Annotated in this window: 22 protein-coding genes; 16 read left to right on the top strand and 6 right to left on the bottom strand. The window is 73.0% G+C overall.

The features are described 5' to 3' along the window. Positions 1–37 precede the first annotated feature (37 nt). Positions 38–2,032: a WD40 repeat domain-containing serine/threonine protein kinase gene (locus DXZ73_RS11105; RefSeq protein WP_116210839.1), complete on the top strand. Its 1,995-nt coding sequence runs from the start codon at positions 38–40 to the stop codon at positions 2,030–2,032. A gap of 132 nt (positions 2,033–2,164) precedes the next feature. Here DXZ73_RS11105 and DXZ73_RS11100 read toward each other — a convergent pair whose 3' ends face one another. The 4 genes from DXZ73_RS11100 to DXZ73_RS11085 all read right to left on the bottom strand — a co-directional run bounded on the left by DXZ73_RS11100 (position 2,165) and on the right by DXZ73_RS11085 (position 5,958). Further along, complete coding sequence (locus DXZ73_RS11100; RefSeq protein WP_162890143.1) at positions 2,165–2,773, bottom strand: DUF6000 family protein; 609 nt, start codon at positions 2,771–2,773, stop codon at positions 2,165–2,167. Between the two features lie 147 nt (positions 2,774–2,920). Next, entirely contained in the window at positions 2,921–3,628 is a 708-nt protein-coding gene (locus DXZ73_RS11095) for a gamma-glutamyl-gamma-aminobutyrate hydrolase family protein (RefSeq protein ID WP_116210837.1), read from the bottom strand. A gap of 30 nt (positions 3,629–3,658) precedes the next feature. Next, the gene (gene eat, locus DXZ73_RS11090; RefSeq protein ID WP_116210836.1) at positions 3,659–5,119 is read right to left on the bottom strand and encodes an ethanolamine permease; all 1,461 of its coding nucleotides are present in this window, start codon (positions 5,117–5,119) and stop codon (positions 3,659–3,661) included. Positions 5,120–5,235: 116 nt separating this feature from the next. Further along, the gene (locus tag DXZ73_RS11085) at positions 5,236–5,958 is read right to left on the bottom strand and encodes a FadR/GntR family transcriptional regulator (protein ID WP_116210835.1); all 723 of its coding nucleotides are present in this window, start codon (positions 5,956–5,958) and stop codon (positions 5,236–5,238) included. A gap of 74 nt (positions 5,959–6,032) precedes the next feature. On the opposite strand from DXZ73_RS11085, the gene DXZ73_RS11080 reads away from it, so the two are divergent. The 4 genes from DXZ73_RS11080 to DXZ73_RS11065 all read left to right on the top strand — a co-directional run bounded on the left by DXZ73_RS11080 (position 6,033) and on the right by DXZ73_RS11065 (position 10,953). Next, entirely contained in the window at positions 6,033–7,400 is a 1,368-nt protein-coding gene (locus DXZ73_RS11080; protein ID WP_116210834.1) for a glutamine synthetase family protein, read from the top strand. 50 nt (positions 7,401–7,450) lie between these two features. Further along, the gene (locus DXZ73_RS11075) at positions 7,451–8,818 is read left to right on the top strand and encodes an aldehyde dehydrogenase family protein (RefSeq protein WP_116210833.1); all 1,368 of its coding nucleotides are present in this window, start codon (positions 7,451–7,453) and stop codon (positions 8,816–8,818) included. Next, entirely contained in the window at positions 8,815–9,600 is a 786-nt protein-coding gene (locus DXZ73_RS11070) for a 3-oxoacyl-ACP reductase (RefSeq protein WP_116210832.1), read from the top strand. The genes DXZ73_RS11075 and DXZ73_RS11070 overlap by 4 nt, the downstream gene beginning before the upstream one ends. 78 nt (positions 9,601–9,678) lie before the next feature. After that, complete coding sequence (locus DXZ73_RS11065) at positions 9,679–10,953, top strand: haloacid dehalogenase-like hydrolase (protein ID WP_116210831.1); 1,275 nt, start codon at positions 9,679–9,681, stop codon at positions 10,951–10,953. A gap of 196 nt (positions 10,954–11,149) precedes the next feature. On the opposite strand, the gene DXZ73_RS11060 is transcribed toward DXZ73_RS11065, so the two are convergent. After that, a complete protein-coding gene (locus DXZ73_RS11060) occupies positions 11,150–12,367 on the bottom strand; it encodes an alanine racemase (protein ID WP_116210830.1) in 1,218 nt (405 codons plus the stop codon). Between the two features lie 291 nt (positions 12,368–12,658). Here DXZ73_RS11060 and DXZ73_RS11055 point away from each other — a divergent pair, with 291 nt between their 5' ends. The 4 genes from DXZ73_RS11055 to DXZ73_RS11040 all read left to right on the top strand — a co-directional run bounded on the left by DXZ73_RS11055 (position 12,659) and on the right by DXZ73_RS11040 (position 16,791). Next, a complete protein-coding gene (locus DXZ73_RS11055) occupies positions 12,659–13,543 on the top strand; it encodes a hypothetical protein (RefSeq protein ID WP_162890142.1) in 885 nt (294 codons plus the stop codon). Continuing rightward, positions 13,540–14,706 carry a type VII secretion-associated serine protease mycosin gene (gene mycP, locus DXZ73_RS11050; RefSeq protein ID WP_116210828.1) on the top strand — a complete coding sequence of 389 codons (1,167 nt, stop codon included), beginning with the start codon at positions 13,540–13,542 and terminating at the stop codon, positions 14,704–14,706. The genes DXZ73_RS11055 and mycP overlap by 4 nt, the downstream gene beginning before the upstream one ends. A gap of 469 nt (positions 14,707–15,175) precedes the next feature. Further along, entirely contained in the window at positions 15,176–15,910 is a 735-nt protein-coding gene (locus DXZ73_RS11045) for an SseB family protein (RefSeq protein ID WP_116210827.1), read from the top strand. A gap of 71 nt (positions 15,911–15,981) precedes the next feature. Continuing rightward, positions 15,982–16,791, top strand: a complete 810-nt coding sequence (locus DXZ73_RS11040; protein ID WP_425315823.1) for an MIP family channel protein — start codon at positions 15,982–15,984, stop codon at positions 16,789–16,791. Positions 16,792–16,814: 23 nt separating this feature from the next. Here DXZ73_RS11040 and DXZ73_RS11035 read toward each other — a convergent pair whose 3' ends face one another. Continuing rightward, entirely contained in the window at positions 16,815–17,195 is a 381-nt protein-coding gene (locus DXZ73_RS11035; protein WP_116210826.1) for a DUF1844 domain-containing protein, read from the bottom strand. Positions 17,196–17,589: 394 nt separating this feature from the next. Here DXZ73_RS11035 and infC point away from each other — a divergent pair, with 394 nt between their 5' ends. From infC to pheT, 7 genes are all read left to right on the top strand, one after another. Beyond that, positions 17,590–18,252, top strand: a complete 663-nt coding sequence (gene infC, locus DXZ73_RS11030; protein ID WP_116210825.1) for a translation initiation factor IF-3 — start codon at positions 17,590–17,592, stop codon at positions 18,250–18,252. A gap of 127 nt (positions 18,253–18,379) precedes the next feature. After that, positions 18,380–18,574: a 50S ribosomal protein L35 gene (rpmI, locus tag DXZ73_RS11025; RefSeq protein WP_071964711.1), complete on the top strand. Its 195-nt coding sequence runs from the start codon at positions 18,380–18,382 to the stop codon at positions 18,572–18,574. Positions 18,575–18,675: 101 nt separating this feature from the next. Next, complete coding sequence (rplT, locus tag DXZ73_RS11020; protein WP_102921913.1) at positions 18,676–19,062, top strand: 50S ribosomal protein L20; 387 nt, start codon at positions 18,676–18,678, stop codon at positions 19,060–19,062. 119 nt (positions 19,063–19,181) lie between these two features. Beyond that, positions 19,182–20,015: a TrmH family RNA methyltransferase gene (locus DXZ73_RS11015; RefSeq protein WP_116210824.1), complete on the top strand. Its 834-nt coding sequence runs from the start codon at positions 19,182–19,184 to the stop codon at positions 20,013–20,015. 39 nt (positions 20,016–20,054) lie between these two features. Further along, positions 20,055–21,218, top strand: coding sequence for a sensor histidine kinase (locus DXZ73_RS11010; protein ID WP_116210823.1), 1,164 nt, complete (start codon positions 20,055–20,057; stop codon positions 21,216–21,218). Positions 21,219–21,398: 180 nt separating this feature from the next. Then, the gene (gene pheS, locus DXZ73_RS11005; protein ID WP_116210822.1) at positions 21,399–22,523 is read left to right on the top strand and encodes a phenylalanine--tRNA ligase subunit alpha; all 1,125 of its coding nucleotides are present in this window, start codon (positions 21,399–21,401) and stop codon (positions 22,521–22,523) included. Beyond that, positions 22,523–25,033, top strand: coding sequence for a phenylalanine--tRNA ligase subunit beta (gene pheT / locus DXZ73_RS11000; RefSeq protein ID WP_116210821.1), 2,511 nt, complete (start codon positions 22,523–22,525; stop codon positions 25,031–25,033). The genes pheS and pheT overlap by 1 nt, the downstream gene beginning before the upstream one ends. The last annotated feature ends 41 nt before the right edge of the window (positions 25,034–25,074 follow it).

Here is a 25,074-nt window from a genome sequence, read left to right as displayed (position 1 = left end):
CCGGCGGACGCCCCCACCCCTTCAACGGACGGTAATCATGGACGCGTTGTGGCCCGACGATCCCCAGCGGGTCGGCCCCTATCGGCTGGACGGCCGGCTGGGCGCGGGCGGCATGGGGCACGTCTACCTCGCCACCTCGCCGGGCGGCCGCAAGGTCGCGGTGAAGGTGATCCGGCCCGAGCTGGCCGCGACCCCGCAGTTCCGGGCCCGTTTCGCCCGTGAGGTGGATGCCGCGCGCCAGGTCGGCGGCTTCCACACCGCCCAGGTCGTCGACGCCGACCCCGACGCCCCTTCCCCCTGGCTCGTCACCGCGTACATCCCCGGCCCGACCCTGCAGCAGGTCGTCGCCGACCAGGGGCCCCTCGCCCCCGACGCCGCCCTCCGCCTGGGCGCGGGCCTGGCCGAGGGACTCGCGGCGATCCACAAGTGCGGCCTGGTCCACCGCGATCTCAAGCCCGGCAACGTCATCCTCGCCGAGGACGGGCCCCGCATCATCGACTTCGGCATCGCCCGTGCCGTGGACGCCAGTTCACTCACCGCCACCGGCGCGGTCATCGGCACCTATTCCTATATGTCGCCGGAGCAGATACGTGCCGACCGGGCCGGGCCCGCCAGCGACGTGTTCGCGCTCGGTTCGGTCCTGGCCTTCGCCGCCACCGGCCGCAGCCCCTTCGACGCACCCACCCTCCTGACGGTCGTCCAGCGGATCCTGGACGAGCCGCCCGCGCTCGACGGCCTCGACGGCGAGCTGCTGCGCCTTCTGACCTCCTGCCTGGCCAAGGACCCGGCCGACCGGCCCTCCGTCGCCGACCTCCCCGCCCGCTTCGCGGGAGCCCCCGTGAGCGGGGCGGCCCTGCCCACGGCCCGGCCCGAGCAGACGGTGGTCCTGACCCCGGCGCGGCACGCACCGCCGCACCGGCCACCTGCTCAGCAGACGCGGCCCGCTACGGTACCGGACCCGGGCGTGGGCGCGAATCCGTACGCCGCCACACAGGCGGCCCCCGTTCCGGCAGTGCCCTCCACCCCGATGCCGCCCGCCCCGCCGATGCCGCCCGCCCCCGCACCGGCCACGCGACGCGTGTCACGGCGCACGCTGATCTTCGGCGGCCTCGCGGTCGGCGCGGCCGCGGCGGTCGGAGTCCCCCTCCTGCTGAGCCAGGACGACGGCAACTCCCTCAAGGGACCCGACGGCGCCGAGGGCCTCGCCTTCAGCCCGGACGGCAGGACGCTGGCCGCCTCCAGCCCGGACGGCACGATCTGGCGGTGGGACATGTCCACCCGGCACAGCACCGTCACACACATCGACATCGCCAAGTACAGCCAGCCGAACGTGTTCAGCCGGGATCTCGGACTCCTGGCCAGGGCGGACGAGAACAAGATCCAGCTGTACGACGTGGCCACCGGCCGCGCCGGCGCCGCCTTCACCGGGTCCACGTCGTACCAGCTCCAGGACGGCTACCTCGACTCCGTCGGCCTCAGCCCGGACGGCAGGACGCTGGCCGCGAGCAGCGCCAAGGGGCTGTACGTGTGGGACGTGCCCTCGGGCCGCACCCTCGCCGTCCACGAGGAATCGAAGAACGGGCCGACGGCGTTCAGCCCGGACGGCACCCTGCTGGCCGCCGGTGATCCCTTCCAGCTGCGGCAGATGCCCGCCGATCAGGTCGTGGCCACCGTCGGCGACGGCAAGACCAAGTTCTGGAGGTATGCGGTGTTCAGCCCGGACGGCCAGATCCTGGCCGCCGTGCAGCCGGGTTACACGGTGCGGCTGTGGAACGCCGGTACCCGCAAGGACATGGCCGTCCTGGACCGCCACAAGGCCACGGTCCAAGCGCTCGCGTTCCACCCCGGCAGCCGGTTGCTGGCCAGCGCCGACAGGGACGGGACCGCCTTCGTGTGGGACACGGCCTCGGGCTCGGTGACCGCCACCTTCACCAGCGGCAGCGCCATCCAGCAGCTGGCGTTCAGCCCGGACGGGAAGACCCTCGCGGCGGGCCTCGAAAGCGGCACCGTCCGCCTCTGGGCCGTACCCTGATGTGACTGAGCGTGGTAGTTGGCCAGTTGAGCGTGCGGGTGGGCAGGCTGCGTACCTGGAAGGCGGGCAAGACCGAGCTGCCGGTTGGCGGGGACGAGATCCAAGGCCCTCAGCGGTGGTGAGTGCTTTCCTTCATGCCACGCGAGCGCGAATGCCGGGATCCGCACCGCGGGCGAAAGCCACCAGGGCGGCAATCTCACACCTCTGCTCCTCCAGGGACACGCTTGCCGAACCCGGCCACTGCGCCCAGGGCCCGCCTGCAGCGAGGATCGCTGCGGCATGGTCGGTGCCGAGGTCGTGATCGAGATACAGCAGTGCCCCCATGGCATCAGCCTGGCAGTGCCGCTCGTCCTCCCCGACCAGCGCGAGGCACATGGTCAGATAGTCTCTCAGGATCCGGGCATCCTGCTCCGTGCCGAGGCAGGCCAGCGCGACGCAGTGCAAGCTCAGGTCTCCCTGCGGCCGCGGATCGCCCAGATCCTGCGCGATGCGAGGCCGCAGCTCGCTACGGCGCCCAGCCGCAATCAACCAGCAGACCACCAGACGTTCTCGCCAGCCGTAGTCGAACAACTCCACCAGGTCCGCCGCGCTGGCGCGCCGGGCGCAGCGCCGCAGGCGCCACTGGAACACCTGTTGACGCGCCCGTGGCATTACCAGCGCGCGCCCCATCAACTCCCGGTAGCGCCAACCCCCGCACCGCTGCCGCACCCGCCGCTGATGCCGCACGGTCGAATCGAGCACGGCCACCCCCATAACCGATCCCTCCCGCGCTTCGATCACCTGTCGAGCTGCAGGTCGCACGCACGTCAACTCACGTGCGACCAGGTTCCAACCAGCATGTCACGGTCCAACCAGTTCCTCCCGGTCCCGCAGGCCCGGTAGCGGCGGTCAGTTCCGGGAGGCCGCCACCAAGGCCTCCGCCAACCGTAGGTCCGGCCGCACCTCCGGGTGCCACTGGACCCCCAGGGCGAAGGCCGCGCGGCCCTCGTACTCCAGCGCCTCGACCGTGCCGTCCTCCGCGTACGCCGAGACCACCAGGCCCTCGCCCAGCCGGTCCACGCCCTGGTGGTGGTGGGTCGCCACGTCGCACGGCTCGGGCAGCAGCTCGCCCAGGCGCGTCGACGGGAGCGGTTTGACCAGGTGGTCGCAGAAGGCGCCGGCGACCGGGTTGTGGCCCTCGTGGCCGACCACGTCCGGCAGGTGCTGCACGAGTGTGCCTCCCGCGTGCACGTTCATCAGCTGCATGCCGCGGCAGACGCCGAGCACGGGCAGCTCCTGCCGCAACGCCTCGGCGAGCAGGGCCAGTTCCCAGCGGTCGCGCTCCGGGACGGGGGCTCCCGCGCGGGGGTGCCGCTCCTGTCCGTACAGCGCCGGGTCCAGGTCGTCGCCGCCCGCGAGGACCAGGCCGTCCAGGAGCCGGACCATGGCCCGTGCCGTCGCCGGATCGTCCGGCGGGAGCAGGACGGCCAGGCCGCCCGCGCGCTGGACGTGCTCCGCGTACGCGGCGGGGAGCACGGCCGCTCGGGTGTCCCACGCGACGCCCCAGCGGGCCCGTGTGAGGTAGGTGGTGATGCCGATCAACGGCTGTGCGTCCATGCGTGCTTGTCCTTCCGGGTCGGTCGTGTGTCAGTCATGTGCGAGCTCGGCTTCCGCCGCGGCGAGCGCCGCGAACTCCTCCTCCGGCGCGCTCGCCACCAGCCGGTGCCTGCTGTAGAGGGCGAAGTACGCGGCGGCGACCGCGTAGACGCCCAGCGCGATCATCGCGGCCACCGTGTCCACCAGGAACGTCGCGACCAGGGCGGCGCACGCGAGCACGAAGGCGACGACCGAGGTCACCACGCCGCCCGGCGTGCGGTACGGCCGCTCAAGACCCGGCTCGCGGCGGCGCAGCACGATATGGGAGAGCGACATCAGGGCGTAGGAGATGGTGGCGCCGAACACCGCGACGTTCAGCATGCGCGCCCCGTCGCCGGTCGCCGCGGCGAGGGTGAAGCCGAGCGCGCCGGGCACCAGCAGCCCGAGGTAGGGGGCCTTGCGGCGGCTGGTGAGGGAGAGGAGGCGGGGGAGGTAGCCGGCCCGGGAGAGGGCGAAGAGCTGGCGCGAGCCGGCGTAGATGAGGGAGAAGAAGGAGGCCACCAGGCCCGCGAGCCCGGCGTAGTTGACGATCCGGCCCAGTACGGTCGCGTGCCCGTCGCTCTGCACCGCCGCGACCAGTGGGTTGCCCGCGTCCTTCAGGGCGTCGGCGCCGCCCGCGCCGGTGGCGGCGAGGAACGTGCCGAGGGCCAGGACGAGCAGGATGCCCATGGAGGTGGCCATGGCCCTCGGCAGCGAGCGCGCCGGGTCCTTGGTCTCCTCGGCGGCCAGCGGCACGCCCTCGACGCCGAGGAAGAACCACATGCCGAAGGGGAACGACGCCCAGATGCCCAGCACCCCGAACGGCAGCCAGGACGTGGCGCCGAAGGCGCCGTGGTCGACGGGGATGTCCCGCAGCCGTCCCGCGTCGAAGTCCGTGAACGCGCCCACCGCGAAGATCAGCAGTGCGGCGACCGCCACCCCCGTCACGACGAAGCTGAACTTCAGCGCCTCGCCGACGCCCCACAGGTGGATGCCGATGAAGACGGCGAAGCAGGCCAGGTAGACAGGCCAGGACGAGGTGAGCCCGAAGAGGTGCAGCGACTCGACGTAGTCGCCGATGAAGACGGAGATCGCCGCGGGCGCGAGGACGTACTCGATGAGGATGGCGGTGCCGGTGAGGAAGCCGCCCCAGGGGCCGAGCGCGCGGCGTGCGAAGCCGTAGCCGCCGCCCGCCGTGGGCAGCACGGAGGCCAGCTCGGCGAGCGCGAAGACCATGCAGGTGTACATCAGGCCCATGAGGGCGGCGGCGACGGCGAGCCCGCCGAAACCGCCGTGCGCGAGGCCGAAGTTCCAGCCGGAGTAGTCGCCGGAGACGACGTACGCCACGCCCAGGCCGGTCAGCAGGAGCGGACCGGCGCTGCCCCGGCGCAGCGTGCGCTTCTCCAGATAGCCGGCCGGGCTGTGGTGGGGGGCGGCGGGCGGTGCGGGGGGTGTCTCCGTGCGATCGGCCATGAGCCGCTCCTGCCCTCGGGAGTAAAGGTTTCGCGCCATACCTTTGCCTTGGTGTGGCGCGTAAGGCAACCCCCTTGCGTAAAACCCTGGTTACCGATGCCCCTCCCCGGTGCCCGTCAGGACAGGAAGCCGCGCAGCAGCGCCGCCGTGCCGCAGCAGTGCTCGCGCATCACCTCGCGCGCGGCCTCCGCGTCCCCGGCCAGCACGGCGTCGACCAGCGCGGTGTGCTGGAGCTGCGAGTGTTCGAGGTTGCGGACCAGCAGGGGGATGCGGTCGAGCAGCTCGTTGACCGTCGCCCGGACCGCCGCGTACTGCGCCGCCAGCGTCGGCGACCCCGACAGCTCCGCGAGCGTCAGGTGGAACAGCGTGTCCAGACGCCGGTATTCGGCCAGGGGCGCGTCGTGCGTGGCGTCCAGCGCCGCCCGCAGCCGGGCCGCCTGCTCCTCGTCGAGGCAGTGGGCGGCGCACAGCCCCGCCGCGCCCACCTCCAGCACCTCCCGGAACCGCAGCGTGTCCTCGACGTCGACCTCCGCCCGGGCGGCGCCCGCCCGCTCCCCGGCCGCCGTGGCGGGTCGGGCGCGCACGAACGTCCCCCCGTACCGCCCGCGCCTGCTCTCCACCAGCCCCTGGTCCTGGAGCACCTTCAGCGCCTCGCGCAGCGTGACCCGGCTGATCCGCAGCCGCTCCGCCAACTCGCGCTCGGAGGGGAGCCGTTCCCCCTCCGGCACCAGCCCCAGGCGGACGATCTGGAGTATCTGCTCCAGCGCCTCCTCGAAGCCGTTGCCCGCGCGGACCGGCCGCAGCACCGGCGCCAGCCGGTCCGTTGAACTCCCGTCCATCGAGACCCCTTCCCAATCAATGGTCCACGGGCCTACCTTAAGACCTCCCGGCCGGACCGACAGGAGGCAAAACCGTGGCAGACCGCACGCCCCCGCTCGCCGTCGAGGAGCTGCGCAGGCTCGTGGACTCCGGGGAGATCGACACCGTCGTCCTCGCCTTCACCGATATGCAGGGAAGGCTCCAGGGCAAGCGGTTCGCGGCCCGCTACTTCCTCGAACAGGTCCTGGAAGGCGGCACCGAGGGCTGCAACTACCTCCTCGCCGTGGACGTCGACCTCAACACCGTGCCCGGCTACGCCATGTCCTCGTGGGAGCGCGGCTACGGCGACTTCGCCATGCACGCCGACCCCGCCACCCTGCGCCGCGCCCCCTGGCACCCCGGCACCGCCCTGATCACCGCCGACCTCGCCTGGCACGACGGCTCGCCCGTCCTCGCCTCCCCGCGGCAGATCCTGCGCGGCCAGCTCGACCGGCTCGCCGAGCACGGCTGGACCGCGTACGCGGGCACCGAGCTGGAGTTCATGGTCTTCAAGGACACCTACGAGGAGGCGTGGGGCCGCGCCTACCGCGGCATGACCCCCGCCAACCAGTACAACAGCGACTACTCCGTCCTCGGCACCGGCCGCGTCGAACCGCTGCTGCGCCGCATCCGCAACGAGATGGGCGCGGCCGGGCTCACCGTCGAGTCCGCCAAGGGCGAGTGCAACCTCGGCCAGCACGAGATCGTGTTCGTCTACGACGAGGCGCTGACCACCTGTGACCAGCACTCCGTCTACAAGACGGGCGCCAAGGAGATCGCCGCCCAGGAGGGCATGGCCCTCACCTTCATGGCGAAGTACGACGAGCGCGAGGGCAACTCCTGCCACATCCACCTCTCGCTGCGCGACGAGGCCGGACGGCCCGTGCTCGCCGACGACGACGGCCCGTACGGCATGTCGAGGACGATGCGGCACTTCCTCGCCGGACAGCTCGCCGCGCTGCGGGACTTCACCCTGCTCTACGCGCCGAACATCAACTCCTACAAGCGCTTCCGCCCCGGCTCCTTCGCCCCCACCGCCGTCGCCTGGGGGCCCGACAACCGCACCTGCGCCCTGCGCGTCGTCGGCCACGGCCCCGCGCACCGCTTCGAGAACCGCCTGCCCGGCGGCGACGTGAACCCCTATCTCGCCGTCGCGGGCATGGTCGCCGCCGGCCTCCACGGCATCGAGCAGGAACTGGAGCTGCCCGAGCCCTGTACGGGCAACGCGTACGCGGGCGACGCCGCCCACGTGCCGACGACGCTGCGCGAGGCGGCGGACCTGTGGGAGGCGAGCCCCGTCGCACGCGCGGCCTTCGGCGACGAAGTCGTCGAGCACTACCTCCACATGGCGCGCGTCGAGCAGACCGCGTACGACACGGCCGTCACGGACTGGGAGCGGTTCCGTTCCTTCGAGCGCATGTGACGCCCGCCGCGGGCTCCGCACGACCCAGGTACGACGAGCAGGGAGAAGACTTGCACGAGCACGACGTCATCAACCCGGCGACCGAGGAACTGGTCGCCACGGTCCGGGCGGCGACGCCGCAGGACGTGGACGCGGCTGTCCGGCGCGCCACCGAGGCCCAGCGCCGCTGGGCCGAGTTCGCTCCGGGCGACCGCGCCCGCCACCTGCGCCGCTTCGCCGCCGCGGTCGACACGCACCTGGAGGAACTGGCCCTGCTGGAGGTCCGCGAGGCCGGGCACCCCATCGGCAACGCCCGCTGGGAGGCGGGCAACGCCCGCGACCTGCTCGACTACGCGGCCTCAGGCGTCGAACGCCTCACCGGCAGCCAGATCCCCGTCGCCGGGGGACTGAACGTCACCTTCCACGAACCGCTCGGCGTCGTCGCCGTCATCGCCCCGTGGAACTTCCCGATGCCCATCGCCGCCTGGGGCCTCGCCCCCGCCCTCGCCGCGGGCAACGCCGTCCTCCTCAAACCCGCCGAGACCACCCCCCTCACCGCGCTGCGGCTCGCCGAACTCGCCCTGGAATCGGGCCTGCCCGAAGGGCTCTTCCAGGTCCTCCCCGGCGACGGGCCCGTCGCGGGCGACGCCCTCGTCGAACACCCCGGCGTCGCCAAGGTCGTCTTCACCGGCTCCACCGCCGTCGGCAAACAGATCATGGCCAAGTGCGCCGCGCACGTGAAGCGCGTGACCCTCGAACTCGGCGGCAAGAGCCCCAACATCGTCTTCGTCGACGCCGACGTCGAGCGGGCCGCCGCGGCCGCCCCCGGCTCCTTCCTCGACAACACCGGCCAGGACTGCTGCGCCCGCAGCCGCATCCTGGTCCAACGGAGCGTGTACGACCGCTTCATGGAGCTCCTGGAGCCCGCCGTCCGCGCCTTCACCGTGGGCGACCCGACGGACCCGGCCACGCAGATGGGCCCGCTGATCTCCGCCGCGCACCGGGAGCGCGTACGGGGCTACGTCCGCGAGGACGCCCCGGCCGCCATCCGCGGCGAGGCCCCCGAGGGCAAGGGCTTCTGGTATCCCGCGACCGTCCTGGAGGCCGCGCCCGACGACCGCACGGCCACGGAGGAGATCTTCGGCCCGGTCGCCGTCGTCATCCCCTTCGAGGACGAGGCCGACGCCGTACGGATCGCCAACGCCACCGACTACGGGCTGTCCGGGTCGATCTGGACCCGGGACGTCGGCCGGGCGATCCGCGTCTCCCGCGCCGTCGCCGCGGGCAACCTCTCCGTCAACTCCCACAGCAGCGTCCGCTACTGGACCCCCTTCGGGGGCTTCAAGCAGTCCGGCCTGGGCCGCGAACTCGGCCCTGGCGCACTCGCCGCGTTCACCGAGACCAAGAACGTGTTCATCAGCACCGAGGAGACCCCGTGACCGACCAGAACCCCGTCTGCCGCCGCCTCGTCGGACGCACCGCCGTGATCACCGGAGCCGGCAGCGGCATCGGCCTGGCGACCGCCCGGCGGCTCGCCTCCGAAGGTGCGAACGTCGTCTGCGCGGACATCTCCGAGGGCGCCGGCAAGGCCGCCGCCGAGGAGGTCGGCGGGCTCTTCGTCCAGGTCGACGTCACCGACCCCGAGCAGGTCGAGGCCCTCTTCAAGACCGCCTACGACACCTATGGCTCGGTCGACATCGCCTTCAACAACGCCGGGATCTCGCCGCCCGACGACGACTCCATCCTCACCACCGGACTCGACGCCTGGAAGCGCGTCCAGGAGGTCAACCTCACCTCCGTCTACCTCTGCTGCAAGGCCGCCCTCCCCTATATGCGGGAGCAGCGCAGGGGCTCCATCATCAACACCGCCTCCTTCGTCGCCGTGATGGGCGCCGCCACCTCGCAGATCAGCTACACCGCCTCCAAGGGCGGCGTGCTGGCCATGTCCCGCGAGCTGGGCGTGCAGTTCGCACGCGAGGGCATCCGCGTCAACGCCCTGTGCCCGGGGCCGGTGAACACCCCGCTCCTGAAGGAGCTCTTCGCCAAGGACCCTGAGCGCGCCGCGCGCCGCCTGGTCCACGTGCCCGTGGGCCGCTTCGCCGAGCCCGAGGAGATCGCCGCCGCCGTCGCCTTCCTCGCCAGCGACGACTCCTCGTTCGTCAACGCCGCGGAGTTCCTGGTGGACGGTGGCATCGCGGGCGCCTATGTGACACCTGTGTAAGGTCCATGATCAAACGCCGGGGCCGGCCACCCGCCGGCCCCGGCGTACGTCCTGCCCCTCACGCACGTAAGAGAACGCATGCGCAAGAAGCCCGCCATCGTCGTCGGCCTCCTGGCCGCCGCGGCCCTCGTCTCCTCGGTGCCCGCCCAGGCCGCGCCCGCCCACGCGGCCCGCACCGCCGCCAAGTGCCCCCAGCTCGACAAGAAGCTCACGTGGTTCGGCGACAACCGCGCCAAGCTCCAGAAGATGATCGACGAGCGGGGCACCTGCTCCGGCAAGGGCGGCCCCCGGCCCGTCGCGGCCTTCGACTGGGACAACACCGTCGTCAAGAACGACATCACCGACGCCACGCTCGCCTGGGCCCTCAACCACGACAAGATCCTGCGGCCCAAGAGCTGGCGCGACACCAGCACCTGGCTGACCTCGGCCGCCGACCGCGCCCTCACCAAGGCGTGCGGCACCGCCGTGCCCGCCGGCCGCCCGCTGCCCACCTCGAAGAACACCGCGTGCGCCGACGAGATCTTCGAGATCCGCGAGAAGTCGCAGACCATGAGCGGCGAGGCCGCCTTCGCGGGGGAGTGGAACCACCGCCGCACCGTGCCCGGCTACGCCTGGATACCCCAGCTCTTCGCCGGCCGCACCCCCGCCACCGTCACCGCGTACGCGAAGCAGGCCCGCGCCGAGCAGCTCGCCGCGCCCATCGGCCGCAAGCAGACCGTGGGCACGCACAGCATCGCCGGGTACATCCGCTACTACGACCAGCAGAAGGACCTGATCCGCACGCTCAAGGCCGCGGGCTTCGACGTCTACATCGTCTCCGCCTCCTCCGAGCCGATCGCCGAGGCGTGGTCGGGCGGCGTCGGTCTTGACCGCGAGCACACCATCGGCATCCGCAACATCCTCGACCGCCACGGCCGCCTCACCACCGGCATCAAGGGCTGCGGCGGCGTCGCGGACGGCCCCGGCGGCGCCCTGCCGTACATGGACGGCAAGCGCTGCATGATCAACCAGGAGATCTTCAAGATCAAGGGCGCGGCCGCCTGGAAGCAGCAGGACCCGGCGCACCGCATCGCCCTCGGCGCGGGCGACGCGGACACCGACGTGACCTTCGTGAACGACGCGACCGGCGCCCACGTCGCGATCAACCGCAACAAGGCCGAGCTGATGTGCCGCGCCTTCGACGACGCGGACGGCCGCTGGGTCGCCAACCCGATGTTCATCGACCCGATGCCGCGCAAGGCGGGCACGTATCCGTGTGCGACGACCGGCGCCACGCTGCCTGACGGCAGTCACGCCCCGGTGCGCCGGGCGGACGGCTCGATCATCCCGGACCAGCTGGATCCGGCTTCCTGAACCACGAAGCGGCTGCGCCGCTTGTCCTCAAACGCCGGACGGGCTGAATCAGCCCGTGGGGGCACCTCCCAGCGGTAGCTGGGGGAGTTTGAGGACAGCGCGCGAAGCGTGCTTCGGGGTCTGGGGCGGAGCCCCAGTTTCGGGAAGGGGCGGGGCTGGGGAACGAAACCGCCGCCGCGGGGCACCTCAAGACCGGTCACAGAAACGTGCGGCCCTCGCCCCGATACGTCGGTACCGTCCGAATCACCCGGTCGCCGTCGATCAAGTGCAGCGTGTCGAAGCGCTCGCACAGCTCGCCCGCCTTCGCGTGGCGGAACCACACCTTGTCGCCCACCAGCAGATCATCGGTCGGCCGCCCGAGCAGCGGCGTCTGCACCTCGCCCGCCCCCTCGCGCGCGTCGTGGCGCAGGCCGGCCGGGAGGTACGGCGTCGGCAGCCGGTCGCGGCCCGCGGCCCCCGATGCCGGGTAGCCGCCGCCCGCCACGGTCACCACCCCCACCCCCGGGCGCCGCACCACGGGCAGGGCGAACAGCGCCGCCGGGCGGCCCCGGAACGAGCTGTAGTGGTCGAACAGCCGCGGCACGAACAGCCCCGACCCCGCGGCCACCTCCGTGACCGCCTCCTCCGCCGCGGTGGACGCGACGCTCCCCGTGCCGCCGCCGTTGACGAACTCCAGCTCCGCCACCGCCTGTACGGCCCGCACCGCCTCGGCCCGGCGCGCCGCGAGTTCCTTGCGGGCCACGGCCTGCATCAGCCGCACGGCCCGGGACCGCACCGGATGCCCCGCCACCGCATCACCCACGCCCGCCACATGAGCCTCGTACGCCATCAGCCCCACCAGCCGGAACCCCGGACGGCGGTCGATCGCCCGCGCCACCTCCGCCAGCCGCACCGGATCGCGCAGCGGCGAACGCAGCGCGCCGATCCGCACCCGGCCGCCCAGCAGCCGCAGCGAGGTGTCCATCTCCAGGCAGACCCGCACCTCTTCGGACCGCCGGCCTCCGGCACGCGCGGCGTCGATCAGCGCGAGCTGTGCCGGGTCGTCCACCATCACCGTGACCGCCGCCGCGAGCTCGGGGTCCGACGTCAGCTCGGCGAAACCCGCGCGGTCCGCCGACGGATACGCCAGCAGGACGTCGGGGAAGCCCGAACGCGCCAGCCACAGCGATTCCGCGAGCGAATAGCTCATCACCCCCGAGAACCCGTCCCGCGCCAGCACCCGCTCCAACAGCACCCGGCAGCGCACCGACTTGCTCGCCACCCGCACCGGCTTGCCGCCCGCCCGCCGCACCAGATCCCGGGCATTGGCGTCGAACGCCTGAAGGTCGACCACCGCCAGGGGCGCGTCGAGAGATGCGGTGGCCCGGTCGTAACGGGCCCGATCGGCGGGGGAACCGGCGATGCGAGGCGGCATGCGCGCAGCTTGCCAGAGGGAGTTCACCGCTGAACAGAGGCCGGACAGACGTCGGAGAGAGGCCGGATGGCGATGGCAGAGGCCACCACCGTCCCCGTAGAGTGACGGGCACGCCGCGGGCGCACACCGCCGGTGGCGGCATGTCAGGAACCGAACCGGCGAGCCGGCTCGCGAGGGGGAGAGCGCAGGTTGACCACGGAAGCGGAGCCACCTCCGACGGGGGTGCGCCCGAATCCCGCCCCGACCGAGCTCCCGGTACGCTCCAGACCCGGCGCGGGTCCGACGCCGTCCGTGCCCCGCCCCCGCCTGCCGGAGCGGCCGTACCCGCCGTGCCCGTCCACGCCGCCGCGCGTCCCGGGCGGGCCGGGCCGTCCCGTACGGAATCCGGGGACGCCCGCCGAAGGCACGACGGAGCCGCACCCGGCCCGCCGGACCGTCGCGGCGGCGACCTGCCTCGTCCTCGGCATCGGCCTCATCGGCGGCGCCGCGGCCGGAAGTTGGCTCACCGGGGAACCGGGTCGGCGGTCCGCCGCGGAACGCTCCTTCGAGCGCGGTCGCACCCTCTGGCACACCGTCCCCGTCGACGACCTCTTCCCGCGCACGCTCCACGACGACTCCGCCGGCCCCGGCGGAGCGGCCCGCGACTGGACCCGCGTCGGCGTCGCCCCGGACGGCGACTGCGCGGGCGCCTTCGACCCCCTCCTCGCGAAGGCGCTCGCGCCGGTGGGGTGCGAGCGGCTGCTCCGGGCCACGTACACGGACGCGACCGCCACCCGCGTCACCACCGTCGGCCTCGTCGTCACGGCCGCCGACGGCACCGGCATGCGCGCCCTGCGCAGACGCTTCTCCGACGAACGGCTCGACGAGCGCGCCGATCTGATGCCCCGCCCGTACGCGCCCAGGGGCACCGCCGCCGAACACTTCGGTGACGCGCAGCGCGCCAGCTGGCACATCGGCGTCCTGACCGACCTGCCCGCCGTCGTCTACACGGTGTCCGGGTTCGCGGACGGCCGTACGGGCACGCCCCCGCAGCCCGCCGACCGGGCGGTCGGCCCCGGCGCCACCACCGCACCCGCCCAGGCCGGGCTCGGCCACGACGCGATCGCCCTGGCCGACCACCTGGAACGAGGGCTCCACCGGGCCCTGCGCACCACCGCCAAGGGGGCCCGGGGATGAGGGTGTTCACCGGCGCCGCGGGCAGCCGTGTCACCGCGGCGATCACCGTCGCCGTCGCCTGCGCCGTGCTGCCCGCCGGGCCCGCGCGCGCGGACGCGATACGCGCGCAGGAATGGGCCCTCGACGCCCTGCACACGGAGGACGCCTGGCGCACCACCAAGGGCGCCGGGGTGACCGTCGCCGTCCTCGACACCGGGGTCGACGACGGGCACCCCGACCTCCGCGGGCAGGTGCTGGCGGGCAAGGACCTCGTCGGTTTCGGCGCAGGCCCCGGCGACCGCTCCTGGGCGCGGCACGGCACCGCGATGGCCGGGATCATCGCCGGGCGCGGGCATGGTGACGATGGCTCGGACGGTGTGCTCGGCATCGCGCCCGAGGCGAAGATCCTGCCGGTCCGGGTGATCCTGGAGGACGGCGACCCGGCCCGGCCCAAGGCCCGCGGCGCCCGCGGCAGCGCCCTCGCGGACGGCATCCGCTGGGCCGCCGACCACGGTGCCGACGTCATCAACCTGTCCCTCGGCGACGACAGCGCCACCGCGCACCCCGAACCGCGCGAGGACGCCGCCGTGCAGTACGCGCTGAGCAAGGGCGCCGTCGTCGTCGCCTCGGCCGGCAACGGCGGCGAGCAGGGCGACCACGTCTCCTACCCCGCCGCGTACCCGGGCGTCATCGCCGTCACCGCCGTCGACCGCTACGGCAACCGCGCGCCGTTCTCCACCCGCCGCTGGTACGCGGCCGTCAGCGCGCCCGGTGTCGACGTGGTGATCGCGGACCCCGACCGGCGCTACTACGAGGGGTGGGGGACGAGCGCGGCCTCCGCCTTCGTGTCGGGCGCGGTGGCGCTGGTGCGCGCCGCGCATCCCGGGCTGAGCCCGGCGCAGGTCCGTGAGCTGATCGTGGACACGGCGAGCGGCGGCCCGCCGGGCGGGCGGGACGACGCGCTGGGCGCGGGGCTCGTGGACCCGGCTGCGGCGATCGCCCGCGGCGCGGCCGTACGCCCGCTCCGGGCGCAGGGCCCTCCGCCGCGCTTCTTCGGGCCTGCCGCTGCGGAGGCGTCGCCCGAGCGTGCGACGTTTCCCAGCCCGGTGGCGCTGGGTGCGGCGTCGCTGGGGGCCCTCTTCTTGATCGCGTCAGCGGCTCTTTGGCGGCGGCGCGCGCCGTGACGTGCCTGTGCTCGGGTGCGGCCCGGCGGGCTTTGTTCCCCTATCCCGCCCCTTCCCGGCTGTATCCGATATGCGGCTCCGCCGCGTGAGGGGGGCAAGCCCCCCAGACCCCCCGGGGGTGCGCAAATTCAGCCCGTGGGGGCACCTCTGGGGACCCCCAAGGGCGCTCCCGGCGCAGGCGGAAACAGCGGGACAGCCGGGGGTCTGGGGCACGCGCCCCAGCTGCGGCGGAGCCGCGCATCAGATGCTGTGGGAAGGGGCGGGGCTGGGGAAGCAAACCCGCCGGGCCGCACCCGGGCACGGGTCCGGGGCGGAGCCCCGGCTGCGGCGGAGCCGCGCATCGGATGCTGCGGGAAGGGGCGGGGCTGGGGAAGCAAACCCGCCGCAGGCGCAGCGGACCCGCACCCGGCAACGGCGGGCCCACGGGCCCCCGCACCAGCGGGTCACGGCACCCCGATAGGGTCGGCGCGTGGCTCTCAAGAACATTCCCGACCCCGGGTTCTCCGACGACGACGGTTCCGCCGACCCCGAGCTGACGGCAGCCCTCGCCGCCTGGGCGGGCGACCCCGCCGCCGAGCCGGCCGTGCTCGCCGCCCTCCGCGGCGCCCGCCTGCTCGTCCCCGTCGTCGCCGTGCTCGGCGAGGTGGAGACCGGACCGGACGGGCTGAAGCGCGAGAAGACCAGCGACATGGCCGTGCCCACCCTTCAGGCCCCGGACGGCCGCAAGGCGCTGCCCGCGTTCACGTCGATCGAGAGCCTCGCCCGGTGGCGCGCGGACGCGCGGCCCGTGGCCGTACCCCTGCACCAGGCGTTGCAGGCCGCCGCGCACGAGAAGGCGGACACGGTCGTCATCGACCTCGCGGGCCCGGTGCCGTACCAGCTGACGGGCCCCGCCCTGCTGGCCCTCGCGGAGGGGCGGCAGAGCGCGGATCCGCTGGCGGACCCGTCGGTCACGGACGCCCTGCGGGCCGTCCTGGCGGCGCAGCCGGGTGTGCTGCGCGCCCACCTGGTGCCGTCCGGGGACGCGGACGGCACGCTGGCGCTTGAACCCGCCCCTGGCACGGCGCCCGCCGAGGTCGCCCAGCGGATCGCGGAGGCGCTGGCCGCCGACGAGGTCCTGCGCGCGCGGCTGGTGCGCGGCCTGGACCTGGCGCTGCTGCCGCCGGGCGCGGACGTCCCGGGGGAGCCCCTCTTCACCCGCTGATCGCCCGACAGGCGGCTCGTCCTGGATCGTCCGACAATGCGAAGACAGTCCACGATCCTCTGGAGGACGCCATGGACGCCGTCAAGCTGGGGTCGGTGACTCTCGATCCCGTGCAGACGAGAACCGTCGCGGCCGAATTCCTCGGCACCGCGCTGCTGGTTTTCTTCGCCGTCGGTTCAGCGGTTCTCGCGGCCGACTACATCGGCGTGCTCGGTATCGCGCTGGCCTTCGGGTTCACCCTGCTGGCCCTCGCGTACGCGCTGGGTCCGGTCTCGGGCTGTCACGTCAACCCGGCGGTGACGCTCGGCCTGCTCGTGGAGGGCCGCATCACGCTCCGTACGGCCATCGAGTACTGGATCGCCCAGCTGCTCGGCGGCATCGTGGGCGCGGCGATCCTGTTCCTGCTGGCCAAGCAGGTGCCGGGGCTCAAGACCCACGGCGCCTTCGGCAGCAACGGCTTCGCGGACCGCTCGGCCGTGCACCTCAACACCGGCGGCGCGTTCCTCGCGGAAGTCGTCATGACCTTCCTGCTGGTCTTCGTCTACCTCGCGGTGACGCACAAGATCGCCGTGGTCGGCTTCGACGGGCTGCCCATCGGCCTGACGCTCGCGGTGATCCACCTGATCGGCATCCCGCTGACGGGCACATCCGTGAACCCGGCCCGGAGCATCGGCCCGGCGCTCTTCGCGGGCGGCGGCGCGCTGTCCCAGCTGTGGCTGTTCATCGTCGCCCCGCTGATCGGCGGCGCGCTGGCGGCCCTGGCGCACCAGGTCACCCACCCCCGTCAGGGGCCCGCGATCCTCGCGGACGAGCTGTCGACGGCGCCGCGCCCGGACACCGGGCCGAAGAGCCGCGACGCCGGGCCGGAGCCCGGCGCCTGACGGGGCCGCGGGAGCGCGGCGGCTCAGCCGAAGACGGGGCCGGTGAACTTCTCGCCCGGCCCCTGGCCCGGCTCGTCCGGGACGACGGACGCCTCGCGGAAGGCCAGCTGGAGCGACTTCAGGCCGTCGCGCAGCGGGGCCGCGTGGAAGTTGCTGATCTCGGTGGCGCCCGCGGTGACCAGGCCGGCGAGCGCGGTGATCAGCTTGCGGGCCTCGTCCAGGTCCTTGTGCGCCTCACCGTCCTCGGCGAGGCCGAGGTTGACCGCCGCCGAGCTCATCAGGTGCACCGCGACCGTGGTGATCACCTCGACCGCGGGCACGTCCGCGATGTCACGGGTCATGGTGTCGAAGTCCGGCGCCTCCTCGGAGGGGGCCGGCGTGGACTCGGGGGTGGCGTCGCTCATCGTTGCTCTTCCGCTTGTGTGGGGTCTCCCGCCGCGCGCGGGCGGCGGAACAGTGCCCCAGCCTAGGGCCCCGGTGCGCACGGGTGGGGACCGGGCCGGGTCGCTGGTATGCTGGACAACGACCGGCTGGTCACTAGCGTGCCCGGCCCACAAGTGGAGGCTCCGATTCTCCCACCTGACCGACTCATGGGTCGGCAGGTCTCCGGTCAGGCGGCGCCCATCGTTCCGTACGGACGATGCGGAACCGTCGTGTGCGCCTCGCGGTTGACCGCGGTGGTGCTCCCGGTGTTTGAGGAGCCCCCGCCTGTGTCCCGTCCGGGGCGTTTTTTGCGTCACGAGCCATGACGCGGGGGTCATCCCGAACAGACGTTACGCGGCTGTCCGCCAGACAACCGTGTGGTGCAACCTAGGAGGCCCCATCAGCACCGAGCCCCGCATCAACGACCGGATTCGCGTCCCCGAGGTGCGACTCGTCGGTCCGAGCGGCGAGCAGGTGGGCATTGTGCCGCTCGCCAAGGCCCTTGAGCTCGCGCAGGAGTACGACCTCGACCTGGTCGAGGTCGCCGCTTCCGCCAGGCCGCCGGTCTGCAAGCTCATGGACTACGGCAAGTTCAAGTACGAGTCGGCCATGAAGGCCCGTGAGGCGCGCAAGAACCAGGCGCACACGGTCATCAAGGAGATGAAGCTCCGGCCGAAGATCGACCCGCACGACTATGACACCAAGAAGGGTCACGTCGTCCGGTTCCTCAAGCAGGGCGACAAGGTCAAGATCACGATCATGTTCCGTGGTCGCGAGCAGTCCCGGCCGGAGCTCGGCTACCGACTGCTCCAGCGACTGGCGGAGGACGTCCAGGAGCTCGGTTTCGTCGAGTCGAACCCGAAGCAGGACGGCCGAAACATGATCATGGTCCTCGGTCCGCACAAGAAGAAGACCGAGGCGATGGCCGAAGCCCGCGAGGCGCAGGCCGCCCGCAAGGCGGAGCGCCAGGGTGTCTCCGCCGAGCAGGAGCAGTCCGCCGAGCAGGAGTCGTCCGCCGAGGAGCCTGCAGAGGCGTGATCCAGGGGCCTGTGCCCCGGATTACCCCCCGGGGCACCCGCCCCGGGCAGCAACCGAACACAGCTGACGCTCCCGTGCGCCCGGTAACGGGCTCGAGGGAGCGCCACCGACGAGGAGATACGGCGCGATGCCGAAGAACAAGACGCACTCCGGTGCCAGCAAGCGCTTCAAGATCACTGGCTCCGGCAAGGTCATGCGCGAGCGCGCCGGCAAGCGCCACCTGCTCGAGCACAAGTCGTCCAAGCTGACGCGTCGCCTCACCGGCAACGCCGAGATGGCCCCGGGCGACGCCAAGAAGATCAAGAAGCTTCTCGGCAAGTGACGCTCCGCGCCCCGTCCACACGGGGTGCGCGTCGGACCGGGACCCATTCGAATTCGGGCCGCGTGAGAACGCACCGCGGCCCCGCTACAAGGAGTTAACAAGTGGCACGCGTCAAGCGCGCAGTCAACGCGCACAAGAAGCGTCGGGCGATCCTCGAGGCGGCCAAGGGCTACCGCGGCCAGCGGTCGCGCCTGTACCGCAAGGCCAAGGAGCAGGTCACCCACTCCCTGGTCTACAACTACAACGACCGCAAGAAGCGCAAGGGCGACTTCCGTCAGCTGTGGATCCAGCGCATCAACGCCGCTGCCCGCCAGAACGGCATGACGTACAACCGCCTCATCCAGGGTCTGAAGGCCGCCAACATCGAGGTGGACCGCAAGATCCTGGCCGAGCTCGCGGTCAACGACATGAACGCGTTCGCCGCGCTCGTCGAGGTGGCCCAGAAGGCGCTGCCGGCCGACGTCAACGCGCCGAAGGCCGCCGCCTGATTGTCGGCGCCGTAAGGCACAACGACCGGACCCGCAGGCTTCTGGCCTGCGGGTCCGATCGCGTCCGGGCCTTGACGCACCGGCCCGGCCCGTACCACCCAGCAACCGAAAGTGAGCCCATGGCGGCCCCCGAGCTGACCTCCCTGCGATCGCCCCGTGTCGTCGCGGCCCGTCGGCTGACCAAGCGCAGCTTCCGCGGCAAGGAACGCCGCTTCCTCGCGGAGGGCCCGCAGTCCGTCCGCGAGGCCGCCCGGCACCTGGTCGAGGTGTATGTCACGCCGGACGCCGCCGAGCGCCACGCGGACATCGTCGCCGCCTCCCGGGCCGCCGGCGTGCCGGTGCTGATCGCGACGGACGAGGTCATCGCCGCGATGTCCGACACCGTGACCCCCCAGGGCATCGTCGGGCTGTGCCGCTTCCTCGACTCGCCCTTCGAGGAGATCCTCGCCGCCCGGCCCAAGCTGGTCGCCGTCCTCGCGCACGTCCGCGACCCCGGCAACGCCGGTACGGTCCTGCGCTGCGCGGACGCCGCGGGCGCGGACGCCGTGGTGCTCACCGACGCCTCCGTGGACCTCTACAACCCCAAGTCCGTACGGGCCTCGGTCGGCTCCCTCTTCCACCTGCCGGTCGCCGTCGGCGTCCCCGTGGAGCAGGCGGTGCGCGGCCTGAAGGACGCCGGGGTGCGCATCCTGGCCGCCGACGGCGCGGGCGAGCGGGACCTGGACGCGGAGCTCGACCAGGGCACCATGGGCGGGCCCACCGCCTGGGTCTTCGGCAACGAGGCCTGGGGCCTGCCCGAGGAGACGCGCGCCCTCGCCGACGAGGTCGTGCGGGTCCCGATCCACGGAAAGGCCGAGAGCCTGAACCTCGCGACGGCCGCCGCCGTGTGCCTTTATGCCTCCGCCCGTGCGCAGCGTGCACCCGGAGGGTGCCGCTCCGTGACCTTCAGCTAGTAGGGTTGCCCCCCGGGGGTTCGGGAGGGGGTGCGGGTGATGAACGTCAGGACTTCCGGGAGTGTGGCCGACGCGTGTCCGGCCGCGGTGCACGGATCCCAAGGTGCCGGTGGTGCCCGTGACGCGCCCGCGCACGGCCTGGACGGCCTCGGGCTGGATCCCGACGACCTCCCCGACGGCCTGGTGGTCGCCGACGAGAACGGCCGGGTGACCTGCTTCAACGCCGCCGCCGCCCGCATCACGGCGGTCTCGCCCCGCGAGGCGATGGGCCGGCCGCTGGAGAGCGCCCTGCCCCTGGAGGATCTGGAGGGCCGCCGCTGGTGGTCCCTGACCGATCCCTACGGCGGCCTCGCCACCCGGATCGGGCAGCCCGAGCGCAATCTGCTGCTGCCCGGCGGCCGTGAGGTGCTCGTCTCCGCCCGCTATGTGCGCGAGCGCCCCAGCGGGCCCGTGCGCCGCCTGGTCGTCCAGCTGCGCGGCACCGACGCCCGCCGCCGCACCGAGCGCAGCCACGCCGAGCTGATCGCCACCGTCGCCCACGAGCTGCGCTCGCCGCTGACCTCGGTCAAGGGCTTCACGGCGACCCTGCTCGCCAAGTGGGAGCGCTTCACCGACGACCAGAAGCGGCTGATGCTGGAGACCGTCGACGCCGATGCCGACCGCGTCACCCGGCTGATCGCCGAGCTGCTCGACATCTCCCGGATCGACTCCGGGCGGCTGGAGGTGCGCCGCCAGCCCGTCGACATCGTCGCCGCGGTCCGGCGGCACGTCCAGGCGCACACCGCGGCCGGGCAGCCCGAGGACCGCTTCGAGGTCGAGGTCGCGGGGCCGCTGCCCCAGCTCTGGGCGGATCCGGACAAGATCGACCAGGTGCTGGGCAACCTCCTGGAAAATGCGGTGCGCCACGGCGAGGGACTCGTCACGATAGCGGTGTCACCGGCGCTGACCAAGGCCCGGGCAGAGGGTACGGCGGTCACCGTGAGCGATGAGGGGCCCGGCATTCCGGAGGAGTCGATGGGCCGCGTCTTCACCCGCTTCTGGCGGGGCAGCAAGCGCGGTGGCACCGGCCTGGGCCTGTATATCGTCAAGGGCATCGTCGAGGCGCACGGCGGCACCATCACCGTCGACCGGGCCCCCCGCGGCGGCGCCCGGTTCCGCTTCACCCTGCCCGTGGGCGCGCCGGCCTTTCTCTCCCAGGGGTGAGAGCGAAGGGGCCGAGCACCGGCCCGCGGGCCCACCCCACCACACGCGCCCTTTAGACTCGACCTTTGGCACCTTTGGCACGACCTTGGCACCAACACAGTCGGGCAGAGCCGCGCAGCGAAGCGAGGCCAGGGGCACCTCCCAGCGGTAGCTGGGGGACAATCGGAAGCACGGGAAGAGATGTCCGCACCCAATAAGTCGTACGACCCTGTCGAGGTCGAGGCACTGAAACCGGAAGAGATCGAGCGCATGCGGAGCGAGGCGCTCGCCGCCTTCGCCGCCGCCGGCGACCTCGAGGCCCTTCACGAGGCGAAGATCGCCCACACCGGGCCGACCTCGCCGCTGTCCCTCGCCAACCGTGAGATCGGCGCCCTGCCCCCGCAGGCCAAGGCCGAGGCCGGCAAGCGCGTGGGCATGGCCCGCGGCGTCGTGAGCAAGGCCCTCGCCGCCCGCCAGGCCGAGCTGGAGGCCGAGCGCGACGCCCGGGTGCTGGTCGAGGAGGCGGTGGACGTCACCGTGCCGTACGACCGCGTACCGGCCGGCGCCCGCCACCCGCTGACCACGCTCTCCGAGCGCATCGAGGACGTCTTCGTCGCGATGGGCTACGAGGTCGCGGAGGGCCCCGAGGTCGAGGCGGAGTGGTTCAACTTCGACGCCCTGAACTTCGAGCCCGACCACCCGGCCCGCGCCATGCAGGACACCTTCTTCGTCCAGGGCCGGGGCACCAAGGACGACGAGTCCGGCGTCGTGCTGCGCACCCACACCTCCCCGGTGCAGGTCCGCTCGATGCTCGACCGCGAGCCCCCCATCTATGTGGTCTGCCCGGGCCGCGTCTACCGCACCGACGAGCTGGACGCCACCCACACCCCGGTCTTCAACCAGGTCGAGCTCCTCGCCATCGACGAGGGCCTGACCATGGCCGACCTCAAGGGCACCATCGAGCACATGGTGCGCTCGCTGTTCGGCGAGGGCCTCACGACGCGGCTGCGCCCCAACTACTTCCCCTTCACCGAGCCCTCCGCCGAGCTGGACATGCAGTGCTATGTCTGCCGCGGCGAGTCGGTCGGCAACCCCGAGGCGCCCTGCCGCACCTGCTCCAGCGAGGGCTGGATCGAGCTGGGCGGCTGCGGCATGGTCAACCCCCGGGTGCTGGTCGCCGCGGGCATCGACCCGGAGAAGTACAGCGGATTCGCCTTCGGGTTCGGCATCGAACGGATGCTGATGTTCCGCCACAACGTCGAAGACATGCGAGACATGGTCGAGGGTGACGTGCGTTTCACCCGGCCGTTCGGGATGGAGATCTGATGCGGGTCCCGCTTTCTTGGCTGCGGGAGTACGTCGACCTGCCGGCCGGTACCACCGGCCGCGACGTGCAGGCCAAGCTCGTCGCCGCCGGCCTCGAGGTCGAGCGCGTCGAGCAGCTCGGCACGGGCCTGAAGGGCCCCCTCGTCGTCGGCCAGGTCCTCACGATCGAGGAGCTGGAGGGCTTCAAGAAGCCCATCCGCTTCTGCACGGTCGACGTCGGCGGCGCCAACGGCACGGGCGAGCCGCAGGAGATCGTCTGCGGCGCCCGCAACTTCTCCGTCGGCGACAAGGTCGTCGTCGTGCTGCCCGGCGCCGTGCTGCCCGGCGACTTCGCGATCGCCGCGCGCAAGACGTACGGCCGCACCTCGCACGGCATGATCTGCTCCGGCGACGAGCTGGGCATGGGCGACGACGGCACGCACGGCATCATCGTGCTGCCGCAGGAGTACGAGCCCGGCACCGACGCCATCGAGCTGCTGGAGCTCGTCGACGAGGTCCTCGACATCGCCGTCACCCCCGACCGGGGCTACTGCCTGTCGATGCGCGGCGTCGCCCGCGAGGCCGCCACCGCCTACGGCCTGCCGCTGCGCGACCCGGCCCTGCTGGACGTGCCCGCGCCCAACAGCTACGGCTACCCCGTCCAGGTCGCCGACCCGGCCGGCTGCGACCGCTTCACCGCCCGTACGGTGACCGGTCTCTCCCCCGAGGCGCGCTCGCCGATCTGGCTCCAGCGCCGCCTCCAGAAGGCCGGCATGCGCACGGTCTCGCTCGCCGTCGACGTCACCAACTACGTGATGCTCGAGCTCGGCCAGCCGCTGCACGCCTACGACCGCTCCCGCGTCGACGGGACGATCGGCGTGCGCCGCGCCAAGGCGGGCGAGAAGCTCACCACCCTCGACGGGGTCAAGCGGGTCCTGCACCCCGAGGACCTCGTCATCACCGACAACCGCGGTCCCATCGGCCTCGCGGGTGTCATGGGCGGTGCCGACACCGAGATCGCCGACCACGCGGCCGGTCAGGGCTCCACCGAGATCGTCGTCGAGGCCGCGCACTTCGACGCCATCTCCGTCGCCCGCACGGCCCGCCGCCACAAGCTGTCCTCCGAGGCGTCCAAGCGCTTCGAGCGCGGCGTCGACCCGCAGGCCGCCTCCGCGGCGGCGCAGCGCACCGTCGACCTGATGGTGCTGCTGGCGGGCGGCACCGCCGAGGCCGGGGTCACCGAGGTCGTCGCCCCCAGCGGGCCGCGCACGATCGCGATGAGCGCCGACCACCCGGACCGCGTCGCCGGTGTCGAGTACGGCCGGGAGACCGTCGTCCGCCGCCTCCAGGAGGTCGGCTGCGACGTCTACGGGCAGGACGAGCTGATCGTCACCGTGCCCAGCTGGCGCCCCGACCTCACCGACCCCAACGACCTCGCCGAAGAGGTCATCCGGCTGGAGGGCTACGAGAACCTGCCCTCCACCCTGCCGCAGCCGCCCGCCGGGCGCGGGCTGACCGAGCGGCAGCGCCTGCACCGCCGCGTGGGCCGCGCCCTCGCCGGCGCCGGCTATGTCGAGGCCCCCAGCTACCCCTTCCTCGGGGAGGCCGCCCTCGACCAGCTCGGCCTGGAGGCCGACGACCCGCGCCGCCTCGTGGTGCGCCTGGTCAACCCGCTCTCCGACACCGAGCCCGCGCTGCGCACGACCCTGCTGCCGGGGCTCTTCGCCGCCCTGCGCCGCAACGACGGCCGCGGTGAGCACGACCTCGCGCTGTTCGAGACCGGGCTGGTCTTCCGGCCGACCGGTGCCGAGCGCCCGGCGGTCCGGCTGCCCGTCGACCGCCGTCCGACCGACGAGGAGATCGCCGGTCTGAACGCCGCGCTGCCCCGGCAGCCGCGCCGTGCGGCCGTCGTCCTCGCCGGCGCGCGCGAGCAGGCCGGCTGGTGGGGCAAGGGCCGCCCGTCGACCTGGGCGGACGCCATCGAGGCGGGCCGCGCGGTCGCCCGCGCGGCGGGCGTCGAGCTGATTGTCCGTCAGGACCAGACGGCCCCGTACCACCCGGGCCGCTGCGCCGCGCTGCTCGCCCTGGTCGACGGCGAGGAGGTGCTCGTCGGCAACGCCGGTGAGCTCCACCCGCGCGTCACCAAGGCGTTCGGCCTGCCGGAGCGCACCTGCGCCATGGAGATCGAGCTCGACCTCCTGGAGCGGGCCGGCACCGGCGCCGTCGAGGCCCCGCACGTGTCCGCCTTCCCGGTGGCCACCCAGGACGTCGCGCTGGTCGTGGACGCCTCCGTCCCCGCCGCCGAGGTCGAGGCCGCGCTGCGGTCCGGCGCCGGTGAACTCCTGGAGTCGCTGCGCCTGTTCGACATCTTCACCGGCGAGCAGCTCGGCGAGGGCAAGAAGTCGCTGGCGTACGCGCTCCGCTTCCGCGCCGCCGACCGCACCCTGACCGCCGACGAGGCAACTGCCGCGCGCGACGCGGCCGTTGCCTCGGCCGTCGAGAGCACGGGAGCGGTGCTGCGCGGCGCGTGACGCCCGCGGGGCGCGGGGCCTGACCCCGCGCCCGCCGCCCG

The organism is Streptoverticillium olivoreticuli subsp. olivoreticuli (genome assembly GCF_003391135.1).
Lineage (GTDB): Bacteria > Actinomycetota > Actinomycetes > Streptomycetales > Streptomycetaceae > Streptomyces > Streptomyces blastmyceticus.
Note: the sequence above shows the minus strand (reverse complement) of the source record. Positions and strands in the feature narration are given on the sequence as shown.

What these genes read in the sequence shown, in the direction of transcription:
- DXZ73_RS11095 (WP_116210837.1), bottom strand. Translation starts at nt 3,628, where the DNA reads ATGGACGCACAGCCGTTGATCGGCATCACCACCTACCTCACACGGGCC.
- mycP (WP_116210828.1), top strand. Translation starts at nt 13,540, where the DNA reads ATGAGGGTGTTCACCGGCGCCGCGGGCAGCCGTGTCACCGCGGCGATC.
- DXZ73_RS11040 (WP_425315823.1), top strand. Translation starts at nt 15,982, where the DNA reads ATGGACGCCGTCAAGCTGGGGTCGGTGACTCTCGATCCCGTGCAGACG.
- DXZ73_RS11085 (WP_116210835.1), bottom strand. Translation starts at nt 5,958, where the DNA reads ATGGACGGGAGTTCAACGGACCGGCTGGCGCCGGTGCTGCGGCCGGTC.
- DXZ73_RS11010 (WP_116210823.1), top strand. Translation starts at nt 20,055, where the DNA reads ATGAACGTCAGGACTTCCGGGAGTGTGGCCGACGCGTGTCCGGCCGCG.
- DXZ73_RS11105 (WP_116210839.1), top strand. Translation starts at nt 38, where the DNA reads ATGGACGCGTTGTGGCCCGACGATCCCCAGCGGGTCGGCCCCTATCGG.
- DXZ73_RS11065 (WP_116210831.1), top strand. Translation starts at nt 9,679, where the DNA reads ATGCGCAAGAAGCCCGCCATCGTCGTCGGCCTCCTGGCCGCCGCGGCC.
- DXZ73_RS11060 (WP_116210830.1), bottom strand. Translation starts at nt 12,367, where the DNA reads ATGCCGCCTCGCATCGCCGGTTCCCCCGCCGATCGGGCCCGTTACGAC.
- rpmI (WP_071964711.1), top strand. Translation starts at nt 18,380, where the DNA reads ATGCCGAAGAACAAGACGCACTCCGGTGCCAGCAAGCGCTTCAAGATC.
- pheS (WP_116210822.1), top strand. Translation starts at nt 21,399, where the DNA reads ATGTCCGCACCCAATAAGTCGTACGACCCTGTCGAGGTCGAGGCACTG.
- pheT (WP_116210821.1), top strand. Translation starts at nt 22,523, where the DNA reads ATGCGGGTCCCGCTTTCTTGGCTGCGGGAGTACGTCGACCTGCCGGCC.
- eat (WP_116210836.1), bottom strand. Translation starts at nt 5,119, where the DNA reads ATGGCCGATCGCACGGAGACACCCCCCGCACCGCCCGCCGCCCCCCAC.
- DXZ73_RS11015 (WP_116210824.1), top strand. Translation starts at nt 19,182, where the DNA reads ATGGCGGCCCCCGAGCTGACCTCCCTGCGATCGCCCCGTGTCGTCGCG.
- DXZ73_RS11035 (WP_116210826.1), bottom strand. Translation starts at nt 17,195, where the DNA reads ATGAGCGACGCCACCCCCGAGTCCACGCCGGCCCCCTCCGAGGAGGCG.